18 protein-coding genes are annotated in these 26,715 nt (G+C 67.8%); 1 reads left to right on the forward strand and 17 read right to left on the reverse strand.

What is annotated here, in order from left to right; all coding sequences use genetic code 11:
• The 14 genes from VHP37_25275 to prpD form a co-directional block, all read right to left on the reverse strand.
• Positions 1-499: alpha/beta hydrolase-fold protein (locus tag VHP37_25275; protein ID HEX2829682.1), on the reverse strand; the 499-nt coding region annotated here is incomplete at its 3' end.
• Positions 496-1,074 (reverse strand): S-(hydroxymethyl)glutathione synthase, encoded by a 579-nt coding sequence (gfa, locus tag VHP37_25280; protein HEX2829683.1) that lies wholly within the window; start codon positions 1,072-1,074, stop codon positions 496-498. The genes VHP37_25275 and gfa, both read right to left, overlap by 4 nt.
• A 36-nt stretch (positions 1,075-1,110) precedes the next feature.
• A complete protein-coding gene (locus tag VHP37_25285; GenBank protein HEX2829684.1) occupies positions 1,111-1,449 on the reverse strand; it encodes a hypothetical protein in 339 nt (112 codons plus the stop codon).
• A complete protein-coding gene (locus VHP37_25290) occupies positions 1,446-2,279 on the reverse strand; it encodes a quinoprotein dehydrogenase-associated putative ABC transporter substrate-binding protein (GenBank protein HEX2829685.1) in 834 nt (277 codons plus the stop codon). The genes VHP37_25285 and VHP37_25290 overlap by 4 nt, the downstream gene beginning before the upstream one ends.
• The gene (locus tag VHP37_25295) at positions 2,276-2,683 is read right to left on the reverse strand and encodes a cytochrome c (GenBank protein HEX2829686.1); all 408 of its coding nucleotides are present in this window, start codon (positions 2,681-2,683) and stop codon (positions 2,276-2,278) included. The genes VHP37_25290 and VHP37_25295 overlap by 4 nt, the downstream gene beginning before the upstream one ends.
• Positions 2,680-4,482: a methanol/ethanol family PQQ-dependent dehydrogenase gene (locus VHP37_25300; protein HEX2829687.1), complete on the reverse strand. Its 1,803-nt coding sequence runs from the start codon at positions 4,480-4,482 to the stop codon at positions 2,680-2,682. Before VHP37_25300 ends, VHP37_25295 begins: the two co-directional genes overlap by 4 nt.
• 190 nt (positions 4,483-4,672) lie before the next feature.
• Positions 4,673-5,134, reverse strand: a complete 462-nt coding sequence (locus VHP37_25305) for a cupin domain-containing protein (protein HEX2829688.1) — start codon at positions 5,132-5,134, stop codon at positions 4,673-4,675.
• Between the two features lie 82 nt (positions 5,135-5,216).
• On the reverse strand, positions 5,217-6,452 hold the full coding sequence (locus tag VHP37_25310; protein ID HEX2829689.1) for a prolyl oligopeptidase family serine peptidase: 1,236 nt from the start codon (positions 6,450-6,452) through the stop codon (positions 5,217-5,219).
• A complete protein-coding gene (locus VHP37_25315) occupies positions 6,452-6,745 on the reverse strand; it encodes a DUF1330 domain-containing protein (GenBank protein ID HEX2829690.1) in 294 nt (97 codons plus the stop codon). The genes VHP37_25310 and VHP37_25315 overlap by 1 nt, the downstream gene beginning before the upstream one ends.
• A 40-nt stretch (positions 6,746-6,785) precedes the next feature.
• The gene (locus VHP37_25320) at positions 6,786-7,742 is read right to left on the reverse strand and encodes a tripartite tricarboxylate transporter substrate binding protein (GenBank protein ID HEX2829691.1); all 957 of its coding nucleotides are present in this window, start codon (positions 7,740-7,742) and stop codon (positions 6,786-6,788) included.
• Positions 7,743-7,781: 39 nt separating this feature from the next.
• On the reverse strand, positions 7,782-8,063 hold the full coding sequence (locus tag VHP37_25325; protein ID HEX2829692.1) for a hypothetical protein: 282 nt from the start codon (positions 8,061-8,063) through the stop codon (positions 7,782-7,784).
• Positions 8,064-8,173: 110 nt separating this feature from the next.
• Positions 8,174-8,677, reverse strand: a complete 504-nt coding sequence (locus tag VHP37_25330; GenBank protein ID HEX2829693.1) for a pyridoxamine 5'-phosphate oxidase family protein — start codon at positions 8,675-8,677, stop codon at positions 8,174-8,176.
• 57 nt (positions 8,678-8,734) lie between these two features.
• Positions 8,735-9,034: a hypothetical protein gene (locus tag VHP37_25335; protein HEX2829694.1), complete on the reverse strand. Its 300-nt coding sequence runs from the start codon at positions 9,032-9,034 to the stop codon at positions 8,735-8,737.
• A gap of 116 nt (positions 9,035-9,150) precedes the next feature.
• Positions 9,151-10,545 (reverse strand): 2-methylcitrate dehydratase, encoded by a 1,395-nt coding sequence (gene prpD, locus VHP37_25340; protein ID HEX2829695.1) that lies wholly within the window; start codon positions 10,543-10,545, stop codon positions 9,151-9,153.
• Positions 10,546-10,587: 42 nt separating this feature from the next.
• Here prpD and VHP37_25345 point away from each other — a divergent pair, with 42 nt between their 5' ends.
• Complete coding sequence (locus VHP37_25345) at positions 10,588-11,571, forward strand: tripartite tricarboxylate transporter substrate binding protein (protein HEX2829696.1); 984 nt, start codon at positions 10,588-10,590, stop codon at positions 11,569-11,571.
• An 81-nt stretch (positions 11,572-11,652) separates the two neighbouring features.
• On the opposite strand, the gene VHP37_25350 is transcribed toward VHP37_25345, so the two are convergent.
• Genes VHP37_25350 through VHP37_25360 form a run of 3 tightly spaced genes read right to left on the reverse strand, consistent with a single transcriptional unit; the run spans position 11,653 to position 26,713 of the window.
• Positions 11,653-13,761 (reverse strand): site-2 protease family protein, encoded by a 2,109-nt coding sequence (locus tag VHP37_25350; GenBank protein HEX2829697.1) that lies wholly within the window; start codon positions 13,759-13,761, stop codon positions 11,653-11,655.
• The gene (locus tag VHP37_25355; protein ID HEX2829698.1) at positions 13,758-15,134 is read right to left on the reverse strand and encodes an HlyD family efflux transporter periplasmic adaptor subunit; all 1,377 of its coding nucleotides are present in this window, start codon (positions 15,132-15,134) and stop codon (positions 13,758-13,760) included. The genes VHP37_25350 and VHP37_25355 overlap by 4 nt, the downstream gene beginning before the upstream one ends.
• The gene (locus tag VHP37_25360) at positions 15,131-26,713 is read right to left on the reverse strand and encodes a DUF4347 domain-containing protein (GenBank protein ID HEX2829699.1); all 11,583 of its coding nucleotides are present in this window, start codon (positions 26,711-26,713) and stop codon (positions 15,131-15,133) included. Before VHP37_25360 ends, VHP37_25355 begins: the two co-directional genes overlap by 4 nt.
• Positions 26,714-26,715 lie beyond the last annotated feature (2 nt).

The following is a 26,715-nucleotide window of genomic DNA, read 5'->3' on the forward strand; positions in this document are numbered from 1 at the left end:
GGTATGCATCAGGGTGCTTCAGCGCGATCGTGAGCGCGCCATGGCCGCCCATCGAGTGCCCGAAGATCGCGGCGCGCTCGGTCTCGATCGGGAACGCATCGGCCATCAAGCTCGGCAGCTCGAGCGTCACGTACGAGTACATGCGATAGCCCGCCGACCACGGCGCTTGGGTAGCGTCGACGTAGAAGCCCGCGCCGAGGCCGAAGTCGTAGCTGTCCGCCTCGCCGGGAATACCGAGCCCTCGCGGGCTCGTATCCGGCACCACCAGCGCGACGCCGAGCTCCGCCGCGACGCGCTGCGCACCGGCTTTCACGGTGAAGTTTTCCTCGGTGCACGTGAGGCCCGAGAGCCAGTAGAGCACCGGCACGCGCTGGAAGCGCGCCAGCGGCGGGAGGAACACCGCGACGCGCATATCGCAGCGCGTTTCTTCCGAACGATGGCGGTAAACGCCCTGCGTACCGCCGAAACAACGATTTTCCGAAACGGTTTCCAGGCTCAAGCTGCTGCACCTTTCTCTTTCGCTTTCTTTGCGGTGTGCGTTGCGATCGCGTCCATCAGCGGCGGCGACAGGCAATCGTACGGCTCCAACCCGAGCGCCTTCAGCCGCGCGCGCACCGCGCCCATGTTCGCCGGATCCGCCCCCGACTCGATGATCGACGACACGAACGCGGCAAACTCCGGCGGTGCGAAGCCCGGCTCGGCCGAAAGCTCGGTGTGCACGAAGTCGAGGCCGTAAAAAGGATGTCCCTGGTTCTCGATCCGGCCGTACATGTGCACACCGCAGTCCCTGCACGCGTAGCGCTGGATCGTCGCCTGCGGATCGACGATCTCGAGCTTACCCGCATTCTCGGTCACTTCGAGCTTGTCACGCGGGATCACGGCCACCTGGGCAAAGAGCGCGCCTGCGGGTTTCCAGCACCTGGTACAGCCGCACACGTGATTGTGCGCAACCTGTGCGTTGACCCGCACCGCCACTTTACCGTCGCCGCACCTGCAATAGAGCGTCCCGCCCGCGAAGTTCGCGGCGGCGGGCTCCAGCCCCTGGTCGACTGCCGGATGTATCGCCAGCGCCATGATGCCCTCCTTCGGTGAGTGAAGCCTCGTGTCGAGTCAGTCCTCCAGAAAACAGCGCTTCTTCGCGTCGGCCTGCAGCTCGCGGAACGTCGCGATGCGCTTGCGCCCGTCCTTCATGTCGCGCAGCGCTCCGCCACGCTCGCCGGCGATGGTCGCCGCGTTCGTAACCGTCCACAGATCGACCCAGCGCGCGTAATCGACCTTGGACGCGATGGCATCGATAGTGCACGAGCACTTGTAGAGCGCTTCCTGCGGGAGCGCCTTGCTCGTGCGCATGCACTCGAGCACGAACTCGACGCGTGCCTGCGTCGGGAAGTCGTTCGCGCCCGCGAGCGCTGGCCACGCGAGGCACGCGATGGCGAAGAACGGTCTCACGGCAGCAGCTCGCCGCGCTCGTCGACGAGCGGCACGTTGTACTCGCGCAGGATCTTCGCGATGTCCGCGCGGTTGTCCGCGATGAGCTTCTCGAGGATGCGCTTCCACTCGGGCTCGCCGTAGCGCACCCCCATCGCGATCGCGTAGTCGAACCGGACGCCGGGCTCGGACTCGAGCGCGACGAGCTTGAGGTCGGCGCCGCGCACGCGCTTCGCGAAGTAACCCGCGATGGGACCCCAGACGATCGCCGCGTCGATGGCCCCGAGGACGAGGTCCTTCTCGACGATCTCACCCGGATACTGCTCGGGATCGGGCGACAGGATCGGATAGATCTTCGCCTGCGCTTCCCAACCGTGCCTGGCGAGCCACGTCGCGCCGGGCGACCGGTCGTAGACGCCGATGGTGAGCTTCCGCGCCGCTTCGGCCGGCAACGCGAGGAGATCCGCGCCGCGTTTCACCCCATCGAGCCCGTTGCCCTTGGGATAGACCAGCATGTACGTCGAGCGGTAGTACGGCGCGGTCGCGGACGCCTGCTCGTAGCCGGCGGGGATGCCCATCACGACGTCGCAGCGGTAGTCCTCGCCGGGCAGGCGATAGCGCAGCGTGTTGCGGATGAAGTTCATGCGCTGGGGAAACGCGTAGCTTTTCACCGGCAGGCCGAGCCTCGCCGCGAAGAGCTCGGCGATGCGGTTCTCGAGCCCTTCCCCGCGCGTATTCGAGAACGGGAGGTTGGACGGATCGATGCACGGCCGGAATGCGGCCGGCATCTCCGCGCCCTGGCACAGCGTCGCGCCGGCCAGCAGCACGGGAGCGAGCAGCGCCCGCCTCACTGCGGCATCTCCTGGACGCGGGCCTGCGTGATCGCGCCTTCGGCGCGGCCCTTGAGGTAGGCGTACAGGCCGTCCGTGTTGTCCATCACCATCCTGCTCGTCGTGAAGCTCGGCATGCCCTTCTCCAGCCGGCCTTCGGTGACGACCTTGACGAACTCCTGCTTGCTGAGCGTCTTCATGCTCACCAGCAGCGACGGACCGACGAGTCCCTGCTGGTTCGCGCCGTGACAGCGGTCGCACGCGGCCGCGCGCCATGCGCGAAAGCCGTTCATCGTCTTCGCGTCGACCTTGAAGCCGTCGACGACGATGTACGGCTTGTCGTCAGCCCCGTCCGCCGCGGCAGCCTGCACCGCGGCGGACACGCACCCTGCGAACAGCGCGGGCGCGAGCGCCCGGTGGATCATTTGGTCGCGACGACCTGGTCGGGCAGCGCGAAGACCGTCAGCGATCCGCCGAGGTCGGTGTAATCGCGCAGCTCCTTGTAGCCGCCGACCGCGCCGAGCCCGTCGGTGTCCTTCTCGAGCCCCGCCGCCATGCCGATGCCTGCCCAGCCGCCGATACCCGAGTACACGCCGATGTACTGCTTGCCCTTGTGCTGGTAGGTGAAGACGTTGCCGATGATCCCCGACGGCGTCTTGAACCTGAAGAGCTCCTTGTTGATGTTGTTCGCGTCGACGCACTTCAGATAGCCCTCGAGCGTCCCGTAGCACGCGAGCCCGCCCGCGGTGACCAGCGCGCCGCTCCACACCGAGAACTTCTCGGCCTTGCTCTGCACGATGCGGCCCTGGCTCGCGTCCCACACGATGAAGTTGCCCATGCCGCCGTGGCTGCCGGGCGTGGGATACATCGAGAGCGTTGCGCCGACGTACGGCTGGCCCGCGACGTAATCGACCTTGAACGGCTCGTAATCCATGCAGACATGATTCGTCGGCACGTAGAACAGCCGGTTCTTCGGGTTGTACGCGGCGGGCTGCTGGTCCTTCGAGCCGAGCGCGGCGGGACAGATCCCCTTGGTGTTGACCTCGGGCCCGTTCTGCGCGGTCGAGTACGCCTTCACCACCTGCGGGCGGCCGGTCTTCATGTCAACGTGGGTCGCCCAGTTCACTTTCGGATCGAACTTGGCGGCGACGAGCAGCGCGCCGGTGGCGCGGTCGAGCGTGTAGCCGAAGCCGTTGCGGTCGAAGTGAACCAGCGCCCTGGTCGGCTTGCCCTTGACGTTGAGGTCGGCGAGGATCATCTCGTTGACGCCGTCGAAATCCCACTCGTCGTACGGCGTCATCTGGTAGACCCACTTCGCCATGCCGGTGTCGACGTCGCGCGCCATGATCGTCATCGACCAGCGGTTGTCGCCCGGGCGCTGCGCCGGGTTCCACGTCGACGGGTTGCCGGTGCCGTAGTACATGAGGTTCAGCGCCTTGTCGTAGCTGTACCAGCCCCACGTCGTGCCGCCGCCGTTCTTCCACTGGTCGCCCTGCCACGTCGACAGCGACGAGTTCTCGCCGACCGGCTGCAGCGTGCCGTCGGTCCAGGTCATCGTCTTCTGCGGGTCGATCAGCATCTCGGCGTCGGGCCCGGTGCTGTACGCCTTCCACACCTGGTTGCCGGTGTTGATGTCGTACGCCGCGACGAAGCCGCGCACGCCCCACTCGCCGCCGGAGATGCCGGTGATCACCTTGTCCTTGAAGACGTGCGGCGCGTTGGTGTTCACCGCGCCGACTTTCGGGTCGCCGTTCTTCACCGACCAGAGGACGTTGCCGCTCTTCGCGTCGAGCGCGACGAGCGTGCTGTCGGCCTGCTGGAGGAAGATCTTGTTCTCGGCGTAGGCGAGCCCGCGATACACGGTGTCGCAGCACATCTGCGGGATCACCGCGGTGTCCTGCCTGGGCTCGTAGCGCCAGACGATCTTGCGCGTGTCGAGGTCGATCGCGAAGATCTTGTTGGGGAACGGCGTATGGACGTACATCATGCCGTTCACGACGAGCGGCGAGCCTTCGTGACCGCGCAGCACGCCGGTGGAGAACATCCACGCGACCTGCATCCTGCCGACGTTCTGCCTGTTGATCTGGCCGAGCTTGCTGTAGCGCTGGTTGTACATGTCACCAGCCTGCATCGCCCAGTTCTTCGGATCGGAGATGAGCTTTTCGAGCTCGCCGTTGGCTGCGGCCATACGGGGAATCGAGAGCAGCAATGGCAGGAACGCCATCGCCAACCACCTGGAAGCGCTTTGCATGACGGCCTCCATTCGTTGTGGATTCCTGGGAGGCGATCTGCGCGCCGGGCTACCTTGCGTGCTACGCAGGTCGCCTACGCAAAAAAGTCTCTGCTTGCGCTAATGCGATGTCAAACGAATTCGAGCCGACCGTAGGGTTTTGGCGGACAACATGACCCTCCGCTCAGTAGTGCGACTTGAAGCTGACGCCGCCGCGCTTAACGAGATCGTCGAGGTCGATGTAAGAGCGCTTGGTTTCCTTGTCGACGGTGAACTGGAGCTTGCGATCCGATTCCGGCGTGCCGCGCACCGCGAGCAGGGTGAGTCCTTCCTTCACCTCCCACTCGTGCGCGCCCGCGATGCCCGGCGGCGCGTAGATCGCGCAGCCGGCGTGCACCTCGTACTCCTTGCCTTCATAATCGCGCACCGTCGCGTGACCCGACAGCACGAAGTAGAACGCTTCGATCGGGTGCCAGTGCAGCGCCTCGATCGCGCCGGGCAGATAGCTCGCGACGCCGATGCGCAGCCGGTCGGTCGGCACCTCTGGACAACCGACCAGGCGCTTGAAGCGCTGCTCGGGAATCACGCCTTTGCCGGCGGCGACGTCGGCGGCGTCGATGACTTTCAACGTCGATTGGATTTCCATTCGATCCTCCCCTCCGTCTGCTCGTAGGGTGCGCGCAAGCGCACCGCGCCCTCAGCGGTGCGTTAGCACGCACCCTACGGCGTTAATCGAACCAGCGGCGCTTATAGCTGACCTGCGAAGCGTTGGGTCCGTTCCCCGTCGGCTCCAGCCACAGCGTCTTGCCCGGATGCTTCACCGGCTTGCCTTCGAAGCGGTCGCGCAGCCAGTCGCAGACGAAGGCGTGGATGTCGGCCTCCCACACCGAGCTGCGCGCTTTCTGGGTGACCGAGCCGTTGTGGAACTGGTCGGGCAGCAGCCACAGCTCCGCCGGCGCCTTCATCTTGTCGAACAGGCGGTACACCTCGGCGATCGGCGCGCGCGGATCGTACTCGCCCGCCACGAGCAGCGTCGGCGCGACGATCTTCTCCATCAGGTCTTCGACGCTCATCGCCGCGAGCACGCGGTCGAGCTCTTCTTCGCTGGACGACTGAGTGAGATACGCGAAGAGCTGCTTGTAGCGCGGCGATTCCTCGGTCGTGATGTAGTACTTGTCGACGAACGAGGCCCACGGCGCCGCGATCGCCGCGAAGCGATGCTCCTTCGCCGCGGTGCGCACCGCCCAGTGCGAGCCGAACGACAGGCCGTAGAGGCCGAGCTTCTTCGGATCGACTTCCTTGCGCGTGAGGAGGTAGTCGACGACCGCCGTCACCGCGTCCTCGTAGTTGTCCGCGGTGAGACGGATGCCGCGCAGGTTGCTCTCGCCCTGGCCCGGGCCGTCGAACGAGAACGCGTGCATGCCGCGCTGGAGCGCCTGGTTGTAGTACGGGTTCGGCCACGCTTCCTTGGTCTGGTCGCAGCCGGGGATGTAGAACACGAGCGGCTTCGGGCCGTCGCCCTTTGCTAAGTGGAGGTTCCCCGAGACGACCGTGTCCTTCCACGGCACGTCGACATGCTCGATGCGGTAGGGCGCGCACTCGCGCACCTTGTCGAAGCAGCGGATGACGCCGCCGTGCAGGAAGCGCTTCTCGTCGCCGGTCTCGAACACCACGTGCTGCGCGTCGGCGTAGCCGAGCGCGGCCTGGTAGTAGAGCTCCATCGCGGTCTCGCGATGGCCCGCTTCGGCCTCGGTCTGTGCGAGGCGCTCCATCTTCGCCGCGTCGCGTCCGACGTGCTTGGAGATCATCTCGTGGCTGCGCACCGTGCGCGGCAGGCGGCCGCGGCCGTCGGGCTGGAAGTGGAAGACCTTGCCGGTCTCCTTCACCATCCAGTCGAAGAACCACTGCTGCTCGTCGCGCTTGAGGTGCGGCCGGCCGGTCCTGGCGTTCTTGGGGCTGGCCATCACTCGATCCCTTCAACGATGCGCATGTCGCGCTCGGCGCCGTTGTTGAAAGCGCGCAACGCTTCCTGGTAGCCGGGGCTGTCGTGCGCCTTGATCGCGGCGTCTACGCTCGGAAACTCGATCATCACCGTGCGCTGGTTCAGTCCCGCTTCGTACGTCTTGGCGACGCCGCCGCGCGCGAGGAACTTGCCGCCCGCGGCCTGGATCGCGGGTCCGGCGAGCTTCGCGTACGCCGCGAGCGCATCGGGGTTGGAGATCGAGCGGTAGAAACAGATCCAGTAGGCTTTTGCCACGGTTGCCCCCTTTGAAAGGTGATGAAGTGATGAGGTGACGTCAGAGCCTCGGTATTCCCGACTCCAGTATGACCTTCCTGAACTTCTCTACATCGGTCTTGACGACTCGCGAGAATTCCTCGGGCGTGTTGCCCACGGTGACGAGGCCGAGCTGTGCGAAACGCTCCCTGACTTCGGGCGTCTGGAGCGCGGACAGCACCGCCTGGTGCAGACGCCTCAACACGCGCTCCGGAACCTTCTTCGGCGCGAAGAAACCGTTCCAGTACTGGAAATCATAGCCGGGCACGCCCTGCTCGGCGACGGTGGGAACATTGGGCAGCAGCGGATGGCGCTGCGCGCTCGTGATGCCGTAAGCCTTCATGCGGCCCGCGTTGATGTGGGTCATCGATGCGAGCGGCGTCAGCAGCGAGATGTGCGACTCGCCCGCGACGACCGACAGCTCGGACGGCGCGCTGCCTTTGTAGTGCACGTTGTTCATCTCGACGCCGAGGCGCGCCCACAGCGCGTCGCCCGCGAGCTGGCCGGTCGCGCCGGCGATCGCGATATTGATCCTGCCCGGGTTCTTCTTCGCGTAGGCGGCGAGGTCCTGCAAGCCGCTGCCGGGAAGCGCCTTCGCATTGGCGGCTACGACCATGCCGGTCGTCGCGGATTCGCTGATCGGCGCGAAGTCGCGGATGACGTCGTAGGGAAGCTGCTTGTAGAGCGTGGCGTTGACCGCGTGAGTGCCGCTGTTGCCGACACAGATCGTATAGCCGTCGGCCGCGGCTTGAGCGCAGAGCTCGCTCGCGACAACGCCGTTGCTGCTCGGACGGTTGTCGACGATGAGCGTCTGGGACAGCGTCTCGCTCATCTTCGGCACGAGCAGGCGCGCCTGCACGTCCGACGGCCCTGCCGGCGCGGACGCGACGAGCACTCGTACGGGTCTCTGCTGTTGCGCCGGCGCTGCGATCGGCAGCGCCAGCAGCGCGCAGGTGAGCGCGCCGACAGTTTTTCTCATGAGCCTCCTCCTCCAAGGAGGGCTCATGATAACGCGGTGCTATCGCAAAGGAATTACGATATTCACCGACGGGTCCTGCACGACCACCGGCTGCGGCTCGAGCACCGTCACACGCTCGACGACGCGAGGCTCGACGAACTGCCGCTCCTGTATCACGACGACGTCGTCGTGGTGGTGATGGCGGTGCTTGTGCTTGTGCTTGAGGTGCTTGCCGCCGTGCCGCTCGTCGTGGTCGCCGTGGCCGCGGCCGCCGCCGTGCGCCCATGCAGGCGACGTGGCAAGCAGCGTTGCTGCAAAAATGCCTGTGATGAACCGTTTCATGACAACTCTCCCGTCAGTCTTGAGCTCCATGACGGAAAAGAGGCGAGCGTCATGCCCGCAGCCGCGGCAAAACGCGAGCGTTTGTAACGACTTGTAAGCGCGGCCGCGCGTCAGGTATCGATCTTCACGTTGTCGCCGATGGCGTCCTTGTCGCCGGTCAGGCGCGCCTTGGCGATCGCGTACGCGCGACCCACGGCGGTCCCCGGCGAATCCCAGTACTCGGCTTTCTCGATGTCGACGCGCAGCAGCGCGAGGTCCGGGTCGTCGAGCCCTTTGGGGAAGAACACCTCGACCCAGTTGTTCCACAGCGCTTCCATGAGCGCTCTGTCGCGGGACAGCGACGCCCGACCCGAGATCGAAACGTAGTCCTGCTTGCCGGGATTGGCGTAGCTCAGGTTCACCTGCCACCCGCCGGCCTGCGCTTCGGCGACCTTCGGCGACGAGGCGGAGGTGAAGAACCACAGCATGCCGTCGTCGGCGCAACGCAGGGTCTGGATCGGACGGCTGCGCAGCGTGCCGTCGGCGTCCTGCGTGGTCATCATCGCGATGCGGATGTCCTCGATCAGCTCGCGCAGGCGGGCGAAGTCCTCGCCGGAATTCTGGCTACCTTGCATGGGGCACCTCTCTCGGGCAACGAATCATGTACCCCAGCAGGCGCTGTACCCGCGAGACTAACGCAGCGGAATGTGGATGTTGATCGCTGCCGGGGCCGACACGACCGGAGGCGCGTAATACACCGGTTGCGGCTGCACGTACGTCACGTGGCGCTCGACGACCACGGGACCCGCACGCTGGACGATCACCTCGCGGTGGCCGTGCTTCCAGGCGTGCTTCTGGGCCTTGCGCCATTCCTTCTCGCGATGCTTCTGCTCTTTCCAGTAGCGCTTGTCGAAATCGTGGTCGTGCCCCGCCCACACCGGCGTCGCGGCGGCGAACGTGGCGGCAATGGCGGCTGCAAGGATGCGTTTCATGGCGACTCTCCCGAACGAATTGCGTTGTTGATGATTAGAACGCAATCGCGCGCGCGAAGTCGCAACGAATCGCTAGCGTGTGTAACAGGGTGTTACGAGACTTGCGATCGGACGATTCACGGCGCAAGGAGATCGACGAATTGGTGCACCGCCGTCCGATCGAGCTTTTCGGGATCGGCGAAGACTGCCGCGATCTGCTCGCAACGCGCCGGCGTGTAACGCCGCGCGAGCGCCGCGTCGAGCTTCGCTTCGAGCAGCGGCAGCGCTTCGGCGCGCCGCCGCGGATGCCCTGCGGGATACTCGACCTCGATCCGGCCGCTGCTCGTGCCGTCGCGGAATTGCACTTCGACCGAGTTCGCGCTCGAGCGCTTGGCGGGATCGGAGAAGTCGCGCGTGTAGCGTTCGTCCTCTGCGAGCTCCATCTTCGCGCGCAGCGCGTCGATGCGCGGATCGGCGGCGAACGCGTCCGAGAAATCGTTCGGACCGATCGCACCAAAGATGAGCCCGACCGCGACGATGTACTGCACGCAGTGATCGCGGTCGGCGGCGTTACGCAGCTCGCCGCGCTTGTCCATGATGCGCATCAGCGTGCGATGGCAGCGCAGCGTGATGCGCTCGATGGCGTCGAGCCGGCCGTCCACCTGCGGGTGCAGCCGGAACGCGCACTCCGCCGCGGTCTGCCCGTGCATGCCGGCCGGCACGAGCTTGAACATCACGCGGCGTATCACGTCGTCGCCGAGCGCCGGCAACTGAAGTTCTTCGCCGCCGAAGCGCGCGGCATGAAAGCCGAGCTCGGGCGCGGAGAGCACCCACGGATAGCCGTCCTCGCCCTTCATCGCGAGGTACGCCATGCGCACCGAGTCCGCGATCGCCGCCGCGGTCGCCCAGTTCTTGCGCGTGCCGATGTTGGGCGCGTTGCGCACGACCGACAGCGTGGTCTCGATGAACGCGTTGGACGTCGCGTTGAGGATCTGGCGCTCGCTGCCGCCGAGCAGGCGCGTGCACACCGCCGCGGTCGCCACGCGCGCGAGCAGCGGCTGATCGATGCCGTGCTTGCGGAAATCGTTGAGGAGGCCGAGCGTGCCCTGGATCTCGTACGCACGCACCATCGCATCGAAGACATCGCGCATCGTCGAGGCCGGCCGACGCGAGCGTGACAGGTGGTCTGCGAGCGTGAGAATGGCGCCGACGGTATCGGAGGGATGGGTCGTCAGCGCGCCCGAAGTCGCATCGTTGTAATCGAGCCAGCGGATCGTGGCCGCCAGATCGAAAGCGGCCTTGTCGGGCTCGAGCACGTACGAGGTGCCCGGCACGCGCGAGCCGTTCGGCACGACGGTGCCGGGCACGAGAGGACCGAGGAGCCTGGTGCAGTCCGGCTGGTCGAGCGCTTCGAGCGCGCACGCGAGCGCGTCGGCGAGACACAGGCGCGCTGCGGCGATCGAATCTTCTGCGACTTCGTGGCTGTGAACGTAGCGCGCGATGTCGGCGAGAGGGCGGTCCGGTGCGTTCATAGGGGCGTGCAGTATACTTCTGCCCCCCGAGTGAGGAAATTCATGACACACAAAATCAAGCTCATCGCGGCGAGCTTTGCCGCCGCGTTCTCAGCAACCGCCGGCGCCGCCAGCGACGCCGCCCCCAACTATCCCACCAAGCCCGTCCGCTTCATCGTTCCCTTCGCCCCCGGCGCAGGCACCGACATGACCGCGCGCACCATCGCGCAGAAGCTCGGCGACAAGTTCGGCCAGCAGTTCGTCGTCGACAACCGCACCGGCGCGGGCGGCGCGATCGGCGTCGACACCGTCGCCAAGGCGGTGCCGGACGGCTACACGATCGGTCTCATCTCCGCGTCCAATTCGGTCGGCGCCGCGACCAATCCGGGCCTGCCGTACAACATGGAGCGCGATCTGCAGGGCATCTCGCAGGCCACGTCGCTGTTCTACGTGATGTACACGCACCCGTCGGTGCCGGTGAAGAGCGTCAAGGACCTGATCGCGTACGCCAAGGCGAACCCGGGCAAGCTCAACTTCGGCTCGTCGGGCAACTACACGCTCCAGCATTTCTCGGGCGAGCTCTTCAACCACATGGCCGGCGTGAAGATCACGCACGTGCCGTACAAAGGCACCGCCGCGGTCATCCCCGCGATGCTCGCCGGCGAAGTGCAGCTCGGCTTCGGCTCGCTCATCGGCACGCGCTCGATGATGGACCAGGGCAAATTGCGCGGCATCGCGATCACCGCGGGCAAACGCTCGCCTTCGATCGACCTGCCGACGATCGCCGAATCGGGCCTCAAGGGCTACGAGGTCGACCAGTGGTACGGCGTGATCGCTTCGTCCAAGGTTCCGCAGCCCATCATCCGCAAGCTCTACCAGGGCATCGCCGAAGCGCTCAAGCAGCCCGAGGTCGCGCAGCGTCTCGCGCACGACGGCTCGACGCCCGTGGCCACCACGCCCGAGCAGTTCAACGCGCACATCAAGAGCGAGATCGCGAAGTGGAAGCGGCTCGTGAAGGAAGCGAAGCTGCCGCTGCAGAACAGCTGACGCGACGTAGCGTCGCGTCATCCCGGACGCGTCGCGGCAGCGCACGCGATCCGGGATAGCCGGGATCCATTTGACCCGGCCTCAGAACCCGAGCTCGCGCCACAGCACGCTCAACCCCGATCGCACGAAACGCTCAAAGGGCGCTTCCCATCGGCCCGCGATCGTCACGTGGCCGCGCCAGCGGTGCTGTTCCCGCAACGCGCCCGGCGCCGCCGTGAGCACGACGCGGTACACCGCCCGTTCCGGATAGAGCACGCCGGCCTTCTCGCGCACCAGCACGTGCCCGCCGAAGAGGGTGGCGAGCTCGGGTTCGTCGAGCGTGCGCGCGGCGTCTTTCTCGATCTCGGCCACTTCCAGCTCGAGCACCGGACCGTCGAGCCCCTCGGCCGAGAAGAGCGCGTGGTCGCCCGCCTTGATGCGGTGGATGTCGCGCTCTTCCACGTACGTCACCACGTGCATCGGGCCCTCGCGCACGAGCCGCCCCAGCATCTCGCCTTCGCCCACCCAGTCTCCGGGCCGCAAATCGGGCTCGAGGTCGCGCAGCACGCCGGCGAACGGCGCCCGCGGTCGGTAACGCGCGGCGTCCGCGGCGATGGTCGCCTTTTCCGCGCGCGCAGTCGTGAGCTCTTCGTGGAGCACGCGCCAGTCCTTGCGCGTCTCCGCGTCGAACCCGGCCGATGCCGACTCCCAGGCGAGGCGGCTGCGCCGCGCGTCGTTCTGCTCGGTGCGCGTGCGCAGCGCGGGTGAATCGAGCGCGATCACCACGGCGCCCTCCGGTACGGTCGCACCGTCCGCATAGGGCAGCGCGCGCACACGCGCGTGCGGCGGCGCGTAGATCGCCCACTGATCCGCCGGCTCCAGCAGTCCCGAAGTGCTCACCCGCGCCGGCCAGGGCACGATGAACGCGCCGACCGCAAGCGCGCCGATGAGGACGGTGCGTCGCGTGCGCGAATTGCCGCGAAGCCGCGTCCAACGTCCGGCCCACGCTTTCAGCTCGCGCCAGACCGGAAGCACGATGAACCAGGCGATCTCCACGGCGAAGAGCACGATGCCCACCGCCTTGATGAAGAAGTGATAGACCAGCACCGCGATGCCCAGGAAGAGCACGAGCCGGTAGATCCACGTCACCCACGCGAACAGGATGAGTCCCGCGGCCTTGCGGCGAGCAAAGTGCTCGGGCGGCGGCTCGCCGAGGCCGAAGAGCGCCTCGCGCAGATGCCATCGCGCGAGCGCGAACGCGCGGGCGTGCAGGTTCGGGACCTGCAGCGCGTCGGCGAGCAGGAAGTATCCGTCGAAGCGCATGAACGGACTCGCGTTGATGAGCACCGTGGACACCCACGTCGTCGTCGAGAGCAGGAAGGCGATGGTGCGCGGCAGGCCGTCGGGCAGCCAGACCCACGCGAACGTCGCCCACACCGCGATCCCGAGCTCGGTGAGGATGCCGGCCGCGGCGACCTCGAGGCGCTGGCTGCGGCGCGTGAGCTTCCACACGTCGTTCGTGTCGGTGTACGCGACCGGCCACATCACGAGGAAAGCGACGCCCATCGTCGGCACGCGGCAACCGTAGCGCTTCGCGGTAAAGCCGTGCCCGAGCTCGTGCAGCGTCTTGACTGCGATCAGCGTCGCGCCGTACGCGACGGCCCCCTGCCAGCTCAGCAGATCGACGAGGGTCGTCGAGAACTGCTCCAGCGAGCGGTACACGCCCGCGATCCCCAGCACGCCGGCGAGCACGGTGAGCTGTAGGAAGCGCCTGCTGAAGAGGAAGCCGAGCCGCGGCGCCCAGCGGGCGAGAAACGCGTCGGGCCGCGCGAGCGGAATCCGGAAGAACAGATAGTTGTGCAGCAGCCACGTGAGATAGCCCCCGCGGCTCACGGCCACGCGTTGCGCCAGATGCGCCGCCGTGCCGGGCGGCACTTCGAGCAACTGGTTCTGCTGAAGGAATCCGGCGAATGCCTGTACGTCTTCGGCGCCGACCGCGAGCGTGGTTTCCGCCGCGACGTCCGCGGCGATCGCCGCCGGATCCTGGAGCGACCAGCGCTGCAGGATTTCGAAGCTCGCCCAGTCGAGCTGGAAGAACGCGTTGCGCACCGGATCGTGCAGCGTCCAGGTCGGCTGACCGTCGGCCTGGCGAGGGCCGGGCATGAGGTCGAGCTCCTCGCGCAGCGCGGGCAGCAGGGCGGCGGCGATCACCAGGCGAGGAACTGCCGGATGCTGGCCAGGGGCCGCCGCAGGATCCAGTAGATCAGCGGCACGCGCTCGCCGCTCAGCCGCGCGGTGCCTTTCAGGCCGACGCGGCGCTGCGTCGCGTCGTCGAGCGCGGCGCGCAGCCGGTACGCATACGTGCCGTCCGGCCGCGGGGTCGCGTCGTAGCTCAGGTAGCGCAGCTTTCCGGTGACCGGCGAGAACGGGCTCGCGGCGAGATAGAGATTCACTTCGGCGCCGGCGGCGACCGGAATCGCGTCGCCGACCGGGATCCACGCCTCGATCTCGACGTCGTGCGGATACGCGACGCGCATGATCCGCTCGCCGGTGCGCACCGGGCGGCCCACCCATTCGGTGGGATCGTCGAAGATCACGACCCCGTCCTGCGGCGCGACGACCTGCGTGCGCTTGAGCTGGCCCGCCGCGAAGTCGGCCTCCGCGCGCTTTTCCGCGATCCTGCCGACGAGCGTCGCAAGCTGGCGCTTCGCGCGTCCGTCGGTGAGCGCGAGCTGCTCGGCCTGTCGATACTCGGTCTGCGCGGTCGCGAGCTCCTGACGCACGACGTCGAGACGGCTCGCGATCGGCGCGGTGTCGAAGCTGAAGAGCGGCTGTCCGGTCTTCACCGTGTCGTTCGGCCGCACGTGGAACTCGCCGATCACGCCGTCGAGCGGCGCACGGATCACCGCGGGATGGGCGGGCACGAGCTCGCCCGAAGCGAGCACCGTGAGATGCACGGGCACGGCGAGGAGCGCGAGCGCGACGAGCGCCGCGTAGACCGCGCGGCGCCGCCACCATCTGCGCTGCGCGTCGCGCCGCCCTGCAAACCAGGCCCTCGGCTTGCACAGCGCGAGCCATGCGTGCCGCCAGGCATGCATCCATTCGTCGAGCAGCGCGAGCGCTTCACGGCCGAAGCGCGCGTCGCCTGCGAGCAGCAGACCGCCCGCGCGCGACGCCGGATGTTTTTCGCTCGCCGGCAGCGGCACCCAGACGGCTTCGCCCGGCAGCCATTCCTTCCATTCGGCGGCGAGCTCGTCCGGCAGGTCGGCGGCGCCCACGCGATGCGCTTCGCCGGCGGCGCGCGCGGACAAGGCCTTGCAGACCTTGTTCAGCCACTGGGCGTACGGCGCGTTGCTCTCCGGCTGCACGACGCCGGAAAGCGCCTTGACCCCGCCGCCGTCCATCCAGAGCGCCGCCTGGCGATAGGGAACGAGCAGGCGCGTGTCGTTGACCGCGAGGAACGCGAGCTCTTCGGTGCTGCCCGCGGCGCGCGCACGCTTGGCGAGCTCGAGAAGGACGACGAACGGCGTAGGGACGGGCGGCACGACCGTGGTCGCCGCTGCGGCGCCCTGCCCCTCGCTCATGCGTCGTTACGCTGCGCGGCCTGTGCGGCGCGCGAGAGCGCCATCAGCCGCTCCGAGAGCCCGAGAGGGCGCGCGGCCATCTGCAACTGCTCGGTGAAGCCCTTGCGACCTTCGAGGCCCGATTGCGGGCCGCGCTGCTGTTGCGGGCCCTGCCGCTCGTCCACGTCGACCTTGAAGCGCAGCACCGCTTCGTGTCCTTCGCTGTCGCGAGCGACCACGCGCACGTTCAGCACCTGGTCCATCCCCGCCGGCGGCGTCACCTTGAAGGTGCCCGTCGCCGGATCGAACACGATCCACGCCGGCAGCGGCCGGCCGTCGGCGAGCGTCGCGCTGAGTTGTACGGCTGCGTTCGGATTCGTGCTCGCGAAGGCGTCCGCGGGAACGCGGAAGGTGCTCTCTCCGCGCGCGGTGATATCCACATCCGGCATACCGCGCGCCACCACGAGTCCTTCGCCCTGCGCGCTGCCCGGAGTCACCGTCGCCACGCGAAATGCGTCGGGCGCAGGCGGCGGGGGCGTCTCGGTGTGTATCAGCGCGGTCTCGAGCCCGAACGTCGGCAGGCCGACCTCCGCCGTGCGCGGGAGGAAGGCGGTCGGGGCCGGCGCGGTCACGGGCGGCGGCTCAGGCACCGGCGGCGGAGCGGCCGGCGGTGCGGGCGGCGGCGGCGTTTCCACCGGCAGCACCGGCGGCGGCACGAAGAGCGTGGCGCCGGTGGGCGCACTCGCCACGCTTTCAGCGGTGCCGCGCGCATCGGTGTACGACGCGACGACGCGCAGCGTCTTGCCGATCAGCGTCTGGTCGACCAGCAGCGTCGACGCCGTGGCGCCGGCGATGTTCGTCCAACTGCTGCCGAGCGTCGACTGCCACTGGAACGACACCGCGCCGAGGCCGTCGTCGTCGGCGAGGGTGTGGCTCGCCGTGAGCGTGTTGCCCACCAGCGTCTCGCCCGCGATCGTCACTTCACCCGTCGGCGCGTCGTTGGTGTTGGCGACCGTCACGTCGAAGGTCGTGCTCGCCTGTGCGCCGCCCGTGTCGGTCACCGTCACTCTGACCGAGTAGCGGCCGACATCGCCGTTGGCGGGCGTGCCCGAGAAAGTGCCCGTCGCGCCGTCGAAGGCAAGCCACGCGGGTAACGGCGACCCGTCGGCGAGCGCAGCCGTCCAGGTGAGGACCTCGCCCGTGTCCACGTCCGCGAACGTGTTCGCAGGCACGGTGAAACCGAAGGCTGCGTCTTCGGCGGCCCTCTGGTCGGCGGTCGCGTTGGCGAGCGTCGGCGCGTCGTTCATCGCCGTCACGTTCAGCGCGATCGTGCCGTCGGCTGGGCCGGTGCCCGCCGCATCGCGGATGCGCGTCGCGATCGTGACGTTCCGATCCAGGTTCGCCGCCGGAACGAAAGCGACCGCGGCCAGCGCTGCGTTCACGTCCGCGACCGAGCCGCTCACCGTCCACAGGCCGGTGGCCGCGTCGTAGCCCGAAGCGGCCGCACCGAAAGTACCGGTGCTCAGCGCGCCGGCCACAGGCTTGCTCAGCGCGAGCGCCGCGGTGATCGTCTCGCCGGCATCGACGTCGCCCACGACGATGTCGCCCAGCGCGACGCTCGCCGCGTCTTCGGTATACGTCACCGTCTGCGTGAGGTTCGTCGCCGCCGGTGCGTCGTTCACCGCCGTGACGTCCAGCGCGATCGCGCCGTCGGCAGGCCCTGCGCCGGACGCATCGCGAACGCGCGTCGTGACGGTGACGTTCTGCGCCCAGTTCGCCGCCGGCGTGAAGGCCACCGCGGCGAGCGCGGCGTTCACATCGGTCGTCGAGCCCGAGACGCTCCACACGCCGGTTCCCGCGTCGTAGGTCGACGTGGCAGCGCCGAAGGTGCCCGTGGTGAGCGCCCCCGCAGCCGCGCTGCTCAGGGTCAGCGTCGCGGTGATCGTGTCGCCGGTGTCGACATCGCTCACGACGATGTCGCCGAGCGCGACGCTGCCCGCGTCCTCGGTATAGGTCGCCGTCTGCGTGAGGTTCGTCGCGGACGGCGCGTCGTTCACCGGCGTGACGTCGAGCGCGATGACACCGTCGGCCGGACCGCTGTTCGCCGCGTCGCGGATGCGCGTCGCGATCGTGACGTCCTGGTCTCCATTCGCCGTCGGAGTAAAGCTCACCGCAGCCAGCGCCGCGTTGACGTCGCTCACCGAACCCGTCACCGTCCATACCGCGGTCCCGGCGTCGTAGACGGACGTCGCCGAACCGAACGTGCCGGTGCTCAACGTTCCCGCGGTTGGGCTGCTCAGCGTCAGCGTCGCAGTGATCGTCTCTCCGGTATCGACGTCGCTCACCACGATGTCGCCGAGCGCGACGCTCGCCGCGTCTTCGGTATACGTCACCGTCTGCGTGAGGTTCGTCGCCGTCGGTGCGTCGTTCACCGCCGTGACGTCGAGGGTGATGACACCGTCGGCCGGACCGCTGTTCGCCGCGTCGCGGATGCGCGTCGCGATCGTGACGTCCTGGTCCAGGTTCGTGGCCGGCGTGAAAGACACCGCTGCAAGCGCCGCGTTGACGTCGCTCGTCGAGCCCGTCACCGTCCATACTCCGGTCCCGGCGTCGTAGGCGGACGTCGCCGCACCGAACGTGCCGGTGCTCAGGCTTCCTGCGGCCGGATTGCTCAATGTCAGCGTGGCGGTGATCGTCTCGCCCGCGTCGACGTCGCTCGCGACGATGTCACCGAGCGCGACGCTGCCGACCGGATCTTCGGCATACGTCACCGTCTGCGTGAGATTCGTCGCCGTCGGCGCATCGTTCACCGCGGTGACGTTGACGGTCGAGGTCGCCTGGTCGGTGATGCCGCCGGCGTCCGTCACGGTGATCGCGACCGTGCGAGGCGTCGTAACGGGCGCCTGGCTGGTGTCGAGATACACCATCGATCGCAGCACGCCTTGATACACGCCGGGACTGGCCGTACCGCTCAGCGTGTAGGTGCGGGTGGCGCTGTCGTAGCTCCCCGTCAGCCCGAGCGAGGCGAGCGACGCACCGCCGTTCAGGGCGTCGCTGTAGGCGATGCTCTCCGAGGCGCCGTCGGGCGTGGCGCCGAGAACGACGGTCATGCCCGCAATGTTGCCGTCGTCGGTCAACGTCGCATCGCTGGTCGCGATGCGCACTGCGCCGCCGTCCTCGACGAACGTCGTGGCGTTGTCGGTCCCGCCGGTCGCGCCGTTGGCGTCGATCGTCGGCGGCAGGTTTACGTTGTTCGCGGTGACACCGTTGCCGGTGGTATCCGCCACCACGACCGCGGCATCGGCGCCGGCAGCCCAATCCTCGGCTGCAGCGAGGTTGTAGGTCGTGCCGCCGGTCGAGCTCGTGCCGCCCTTGTTGACGATCTGGTTCACCGATGCGCGGTCCGTCGCGCTCAACGTCAGCGTAAAGCTCGTGCCCGACGTGATCTCGACGTTCGCCGTGTCGGTGAGCGTATAGGTGGCGCCGCCTTCGCCCGTGAAGGTGAATCGGTTGGCGACGATGTCGTTGGTCGCGCCGCTGAGCGAGAGGAAGCCTGCGCCGGTGACGACCACCGCGCCGGTGACCGCGTCGTACGTGGCGCTCGCGAGCGTCGGCACCGCGACGTTGCTCGCGGTGACGCCGTTGCCGCTCGTATCCGCGACGACCACGGCGGCATCGGCGCCGGCCGCCCAGTCTTCGGCTGCAGCGAGGTTGTAGGTCGTGCCGCCGGTGGAGCTCGCGCCGTTCCTGTTGACGATCGTGTTGATCGCGGCGCGGTCGGCCGCGCTCAGGGCCAGCGTAAAGCTCGTGCCCGAGGTGATCTCGACGTCGGCGGTGTCGGTGAGCGTATACGTCGCGCCGCCTTCGCCGGTGAGGGTGAACTTGCTCGCGACGATGTCGTTGGTCGCACCGCTGAGCGAGAGGAAGCCTGTGCCGGTGACGACCACCGCGCCGGTGTTCGCGTCGTAAGCAGCGCTGGTGATGCTCGGCACCGCGACGTTGCTCACCGTGATGCCGTTGCCGGTCGTGTCGGCCACGACGACGGCCGCATCGGCGCCGGCCGCCCAGTCCTCGGCGGCGGACAGGTTGTAAGTGGTGCCTCCGGTCGAACTGATGCCGTTCTTGTTGACGAGCGCGTCGATGCCGGCCTTGTCGGTCGCGCTCAGGATCAGTGTGAAGCGGGTGCCGGAAGTGATCTCCACGTTGGCGGTATCGGTGAGCGTATACGTGGCGCCGCCCTCGCCGGTGAGGGTGAACTTGTTGGCGACGACGTCGTTGGTGGCGCCGTTCAGCGACAGGAAGCCGGTGCCGGTGACGGTCAGCGCGCCGGTGCCGGAGTCGTAGGTCGCGCTCGTGATGCCTGGCACCGCGACATTGCTGACGGTGATGCCGTTGCCGGTCGTATCCGCGACGACCACCGCGGCGTCGGCGCCGGCTGCCCAGTCTTCTGCGGCGGCGAGGTTGTACGTGGTACCGCCGGTGGAGCTCGTGCCGTTCTTGTTGACGATCGCGTGAATGCCGGCCTGGTCGGTCGCGCTCAGGTTCAGCGTGAAGCTCGTGCCCGAGGTGATCTCGACGTCGGCGGTATCGGTGAGCGTATAGGTCGCGCCGCCTTCGCCGGTGAGCGTGAACTTGTTGGCGACGACGTCGTTGGTGGCGCCGTTCAGCGAAAGGAAGCCGGTGCCGGTGACGAGCAACGCACCGGTGTTGGCGTCGTAAGTGGCGCTGGTGATGCTCGGCACCGCAACGTTGCTGACGGTGATGCCGTTGCCGGTCGTATCCGCGACGACCACCGCGGCGTCGGCGCCGGCCGCCCAGTCTTCGGCAGCCGCCAGGTTGTAGGTCGTGCCGCTGGTGGAGCTCGTGCCGTTCTTGTTGACGATCGCGCGAATGCCGGCCTGGTCGGTCGCGCTCAGGTTCAGCGTGAAGCTCGTGCCCGAGGTGATCTCGACGTTGGCGGTGTCGGTCAGCGTATACGTCGCCCCGCCCTCGCCGGTAAGGGTGACTTTGTTGGCGACGATGTCGTTCGTCGCTCCGTTCAGTGCGAGGAAGCCGGTGCCTGTGACGGCCAGCGCGCCTGTGTTGGCGTCGTACGTCGCATTGGTAATGGCGGGCACCGCGACATTGCTGACGGTGATGCCGTTGCCGGTGGTGTCGGCCACCACGACGGCGGCATTGGCGCCGGCCGCCCAGTCTTCGGCAGCCGCCACGTTGTAAGTCGTGCCGCTCGTCGAGCTGGTGCCGTTCTTGTTGACGAACGCGTTGACGCCCGCTTTGTCCGCGGCACTCAACGTCAGCGTGAACGCAGTGCCGGAGGTGAGCTCCACGTTGGCGGTATCGGTCAGCGTATAGGTCGCGCCGCCCTCGCCCGTCAGGGTGAACTTGTTGGCGACGATGTCGTTGGTCGCACCGCTCAACGACAGGAAGCCGGTGCCGGTGACGACCAGAGCGCCCGTGTTGGCGTCGTAGGTGGCGCTGGTGATCGCCGGCACGGCGACATTGCTGACGGTGATGCCGTTGCCGGTGGTGTCCGCGACGACCACGGCGGCGTCGGCGCCGGCAGCCCAGTCCTCGCCGGCGGCCAGGTTGTAGGTCGTGCCGCCGGTGGAGCTCGTGCCGTTCTTGTTGACGATTCCGTCGATGCCGGCCTTGTCGGTCGCGCTCAGCGTCAGCGTAAAGCTCGTGCCCGACGTGATCTCGACGTTGGCGGTGTCGGTCAGCGTATACGTCGCGCCGCCTTCGCCGGTGAGGGTGAACTTGTTCGCGACGATGTCGTTCGTCGCACCGTTCAATCGCAGGAAGCCAGTACCGGTGACCGCCAGCGCACCCGTGTTCGCGTCGTAGGTGGCGCTGGTGATCGCGGGCACGGCCACGTTGCTCACGGTGATGCCGTTGCCGGTGGTGTCCGCGACGATCACCGCCGCATCGGCGCCGGCGGCCCAATCTTCCGCAGCGGCCACGTTGTAAGTGGTGCCGCCGGTGGAGCTCGTGCCGTTCTTGTTGACGATCGCGCTGACGCCGGCCTTGTCGGTCCCGCTCAGCGTCAGCGTGAAGCTCGTGCCGGAGGTGATCTCGATGTTGGCCGTGTCGGTCAGCGTATACGTCGCGCCGCCTTCGCCGGTGAGCGTGAACTTGTTCGCGACGACATCGTTGGTCGCGCCGCTCGACGACAGGAAACCGGTCCCCGTGACGGTCAGCGCTCCCGTGACGACATCGTAGGTGGCGCTGGTGATCGCAGGCACGGCCACGTTGCTCACCGTGATGCCGTTGCCGGTCGTGTCGGCGACGATCACCGCAGCGTTCGCGCCGGCCGCCCAGTCTTCGGCGGCGGCCAGGTTATACGTGGTGCCGCCGGTCGAGCTCGTGCCGTTCTTGTTGACGATCTGGTTGATGCCCGCCTTATCCGTGGCGCTCAGCGTGAGCGTGAAGCTCGTCCCCGACGTGATCTCGACGTTCGACGTGTCCGTCAGCGTGTACGTGACACCGCCCTCTCCGGTCAGCGTGAACTTGTTGGCGACGACATCGTTGGTCGCGCCGCTCAACGAGAGGAAGCCGGTACCGGTGACGATCAGCGCGCCGGCATTGGCGTCGTAAGCTGCGCTGGTGATCGCGGGCACCGCGACATTGCTGACGGTGATGCCGTTGCCTGTGGTGTCCGCGACGACCACAGCCGCATCGGCGCCCGCGGCCCAGTCTTCGGCTGCGGCTACGTTGTACGTCGTGCCGCCGGTCGAGCTCGTGCCGTTCTTGTTGACGATCGCGTTGATGCCGGCCTTGTCGGTCGCGCTCAACACGAGCGTGAAGCTGCCACCCGACGTGATCTCGACGTTGGACGTGTCGGTCAGCGTGTAGGTTGCGCCCCCTTCGCCAGTGAGCGTGAACTTGTTGGCGACGATGTCGTTCGTGGCACCGTTCAATCGCAGGAAGCCGGTGCCGGTGACGCTCAGCGCGCCCGTGACGGCGTCGTAGGTGGCGCTGGTGATCGCCGGTACGGCCACATTGCTCACCGTGATGCCGTTGCCGGTGGTGTCGACCACCGCGACGGCGGCATCGGCGCCGGCCGCCCAGTCTTCCGCCGCAGCCACGTTGTAGGTGGTGCCGCCGGTGGAGCTCGTGCCGTTCTTGTTGACGATCGAATTGATGCCCGCCTTGTCGGTCGCGCTCAGGGTCAGCGTGAAGCTGGTGCCGGAGGTGATCTCGACGTTGGACGTATCCGTCAGCGTGTAGGTGCTGCCGCCTTCGCCGGTCAGCGTGAACTTGTTGGCGACGATGTCGTTGGTGGCACCGTTCAACCGCAGGAAGCCGGTGCCGGCGACGACCAGCGCACCGGTGTTCGCGTTGTAGGTGGCGCTGGTGATGCTCGGCACCGCAACGTTGCTGACGGTGATGCCGTTGCCGGTCGTGTCCGCAACCACCACGGCCGCATCGGCGCCCGCCGCCCAGTCCTCTGCTGCAGCCAGGTTGTAAGTGGTGCCGCTGGTCGAGCTCGTGCCGTTCTTGTTGACGAGCGCGTTGACGCCCGCCTTGTCGGTCGCGCTCAGGCTCAGCGTGAAGGCGGTGCCGGAGGTGATCTCGACGTTCGACGTATCCGTCAGCGTGTAGGTGCTGCCGCCTTCGCCGGTCAGCGTGAACTTGTTGGCGACGATGTCGTTGGTCGCGCCGTTCAGCGACAGGAAGCCGGTGCCGGTGACGACCACTGCGCCGGTGCTCGCGTTGTACGTAGCGCTGAAGATCGTCGGTACCGCAACGTTGCTGACGGTGACGCCGTTGCCCGTCGTATCCGCGACGACCACGGCGGCGTCCGCACCCGCGGCCCAGTCTTCCGCCGCAGCCACGTTGTAGGTGGTGCCGCCGGTGGAGCTCGTGCCGTTCTTGTTGACGATCGCGTTGACGCCGGCCTTGTCGGTCGCGCTCAGGCTCAGCGTGAAGCTGGTGCCGGAGGTGATCTCGACGTTGGACGTATCCGTCAGCGTGTAGGTGCTGCCACCTTCGCCGGTCAGCGTGAACTTGTTGGCGACGATGTCATTGGTCGCACCGCTCGCCGACAGGAAGCCGGTGCCGCTGACGACCAGTGCGCCGGTGCTGGCGTTGTAGGTGGCGCTGGTGATTGCAGGCACGGCCACGTTGCTCACTGTGATGCCGTTGCCGGTGGTGTCCGCGACAACTACGGCGGCATCGGCCCCCGCCGCCCAATCTTCCGCCGCAGCGACGTTGTACGTGGTGCCGCCGGTCGAGCTGGTGCCGTTCTTGTTGACGAGCGCGCTGATGCCCGCCTTGTCGGTGGCGCTCAGTGTCAGCGTGAAGCTGGTGCCGGAGGTGATCTCGACGTTCGAGGTATCGGTCAGCGTGTAGGTCGCGCCGCCTTCGCCGGTGAAGGTGAACTTGTTGGCGACGATGTCGCTGTCACCCGCTATGCGGAGGAAGCCGGTGCCGGTGACGACCAGCGCACCGGTGTTGGCGTCGTAAGTCGCGCTCGTGATGGCGGGAACGGGCACGTTGCTCACCGTTACGCCGTTCGTGGCGTCGGACGTATCGGTGTTGTTGATGACGCTGTTCCAGTCGTCCGCCGCCGCCAGGTTGTACGTCGTGCCGTTGACCGATTCGCTGCCGTTGATGTTGAACATCGTCTCGACCTGCCCGCGGTCGGCGGCGTTCAGCGTCACGGAGAACGACGTGGCGCTGGTGACCTCGACGTTCGAGGAAGTCAGCGTGTAAGTCATGCCGCCTTCACCGGTGAGCGTCAGTTTCGAGACGGTGATGTCGTTGTTCGCGCCGACCGTGCCGACGAGATTCGTGCCGGTCACGGCGAGCACGTGCGTGCTCGAATCGTACGTGGCCGAGGTGATGGCGGGCGACGACACGTTGCTGACGGTGATGCCGTTGCCGGTCGTATCCGCCGGGGCATTGGCCGTCACGTCCCAGCCGGAGGCGGCTGACACGTTGTAAGTGGTCGCGCCGACCGAGGACGCGCCGTTCTTGTTGAGCAGGCCGTTGACGGCGAGCCGGTCGGCCGCGTTGAGCGTCACGGAGAATGCGGTGCTGCTGCTGGTGGTGACGTTGCTCGAGGTCAGCGTGTACGTGCTGCCGCCCTGGCCCGTCAGCGTGAGCTTGCCGACATTGATGGTGCCGCCGTTGGTCATGTCGCTGCCCGTGACCGCCAGCGTGCCGGTGCTTGCGTCATACGTGGCGCTGGTGACGGCAGGCGGCAGGACCGCCGTGGAGATGTCGATGTTGTCGATCGAGAGCTTCGGCCCAGAGCCGCTGTTCTTGGTGAAACGGATGGTGTCGATGTTCTGCCAGCTCGTATCGAAGGTCAGCACGCCGCCCACGGCGGCGGCGTTTTTCGCGTACGTGATCGACCCGCTCGAGTCCGAGGCGGCCAGATTGATCGTGTCGCTGGCAACCGCGGTGGTGCCGCTGCCGCCGTCGTAGCCGGTGATGGTGAAGGTGTCCGACCATCCGGAGCTAAATGACTCGACCGCCAGCGACACGAGCTTGAAGTTGTAGATCGGCGCGGATGAGTGGATCTCGATATACGTGCCGGTGGTCGAGTCGTCGGGGTTCATGACGATGAGGTTGCCGGTGCCCACCGTCAGGCCGAACACCCCCTTGTCGGAGATGTAGCTTTTCATGCCGCCGTCGCCTTCGTAGACGAAACCGCCCAGCGTGCGCGGCGTGGCGACCGTGGCGCCGTCGCCGGCATAAGCCGTGAAGTTCTCGTCCGCGGGCGCAACGAGGGCGGTGTTGAGCGTGCCGCCGTTGTTGTAGATCCTGGCGCTTGCGGCGCCCGTTGCGCCGTTCGTTCCGCCTCCGCCACCCCGGGCGGAGCCGCCATAGCCGCCTCCTGCCGCGTTGCCGGTCATGGCGGAATACGCGGCCGCGGTCATGTGGACCTTCCCCGATGCCGTATTCCAGATGCCACCCGCTGCGATGCCCCCGGCGCCGCCGTTGGTTCCACCGCCGCCGCCGCCGGCTGCAGCACCGTTGTTGGCGATGGTCGAGGAGCCGAGCACGAACATCGTGCCGGCGTTGTAGATGCCGCCTGCGGCGTTGCCGCCCGCGGAGCCGGTATATATCCAGCCCGATCCGCCGCCGCCGCCGCCGATCGTGGTACCGCCCACGGTCGCGGTGCCGCCCGCGCCGCCGTTCGCGTAACCGCCGCCGCTGCCGCCCGCGCCGCCGCCGGTACTCCTGCCGCCGCGGCCGGCGAAGGTGATGCCGTTGTATGACCCCCCGTTTCCGCCGCTGCCGCTGCCGCCTGCCTGGCCTGTATAGGTATGAGAACCGGAGCCGGTCGTTCCGCCGCTCGCCCCGCCGATGCTGCCCACGCCGCCGCCGCCCCCGCCGCCGCCGCCGCCATAGGCGCTGGTGGCCAGCGAGCCGCCGCCGCCGGTCGCGTAGTTGTTGGCGACCGTCGTATCCAGGAGCGTCAGCGTGCCGGCGTTGCTGATCCCGGCGCCGAACGACGACCCGCCCGCCAGGCCTTTGTTTGCGCCTGCCCCGGACAGCAAGCCGTGCTGGATGGTGAGGCCGTCCAAAGTGACGGTGCCGGCAGTGATATTCACCACACGGCTGAGGTAACCGGCGTCGATCGTGACGTCCGGAGTGCCGTTGTTGTCGAGGTCCCCGTCGATCGTGAGGTTCTTGGCGATCGCGAGCTCACCCGAGGTGAGCGAGATGGTCATGCCCGTATTGAACGTGATCGTGTCGCCGCTGGTGGCGCTGGTGATCGCGCTGCGCAGCGTGCCCGCGCCGCTGTCCGCATTGCTGGTGACGGTGATCGTCGCCAGGTCGTGCGCATACGCCGCCTCGGACACCGCCGACAGTACGGGCGCCGACTCGATCTGCCCGGTCGCGATCTCCAGGGTCCAGTCGCTGCCGGCGCCGGTACGATCGTTCGAGGCCGCGACGTCGCGCGCGGTCAACGCGGCGAGCGTATCGACGAAAGCCATGCCCCGGTCGCCTGCCGCGGTGTTGCAGGCGTACAGCAGGATGTCACCGCCCTGGTCGAGACCGCTGCCGATCTTCTGCAGCTCGGCGGCGTGCTGCTGGAGATTCTCGGCGGACAGATAGGTATTGCCCAGCCACAGGTCGCCGGCATTGCCGTGCGCGACGATCTGCGCCGACGAGGCGCCGGGATGCGCCGCGAGGTAATCGGCGATCTGCCGCAGGCCGTCCGCTTTGCCGTCGAGATACACGATCTCGGTGCCCGGCGCAGCGTCGCGCGTGAGCGCGGCCGCATCTTCCACGCGCGCATCGACGAACAGCACGTTGCGGGCGCCGCTGTCCGCGTCCGCGGCGGGCGGCGCGATCGCGTGGGATTCGGGCTGGGGAGCCTGCGCGGCGTGCTGCTCCGCCGCGGCGGCAGCGGCTGCGCTCGCCGCCGCATCGACCGCCGTCGCCACCGCAGCCGCGTCGTACATGATCCGCTGCTCGAGCGCGAGCGGCCGCACCGCGGAGCGCACGATCCGCCGCGCCGGAGCCGGTGCGCCTGCGCGTCGCGGAGCGCTCGCCCGCTTGCCGCGCGCGCGCACGTTCTCGGCAACCGCCACGAATGCGCGGCTCACTTCGTTCCAGATCGAGCGATAGATGCGGTTCATAG

This window comes from Burkholderiales bacterium, assembly GCA_036262035.1.
GTDB lineage: Bacteria > Pseudomonadota > Gammaproteobacteria > Burkholderiales > SG8-41 > JAQGMV01.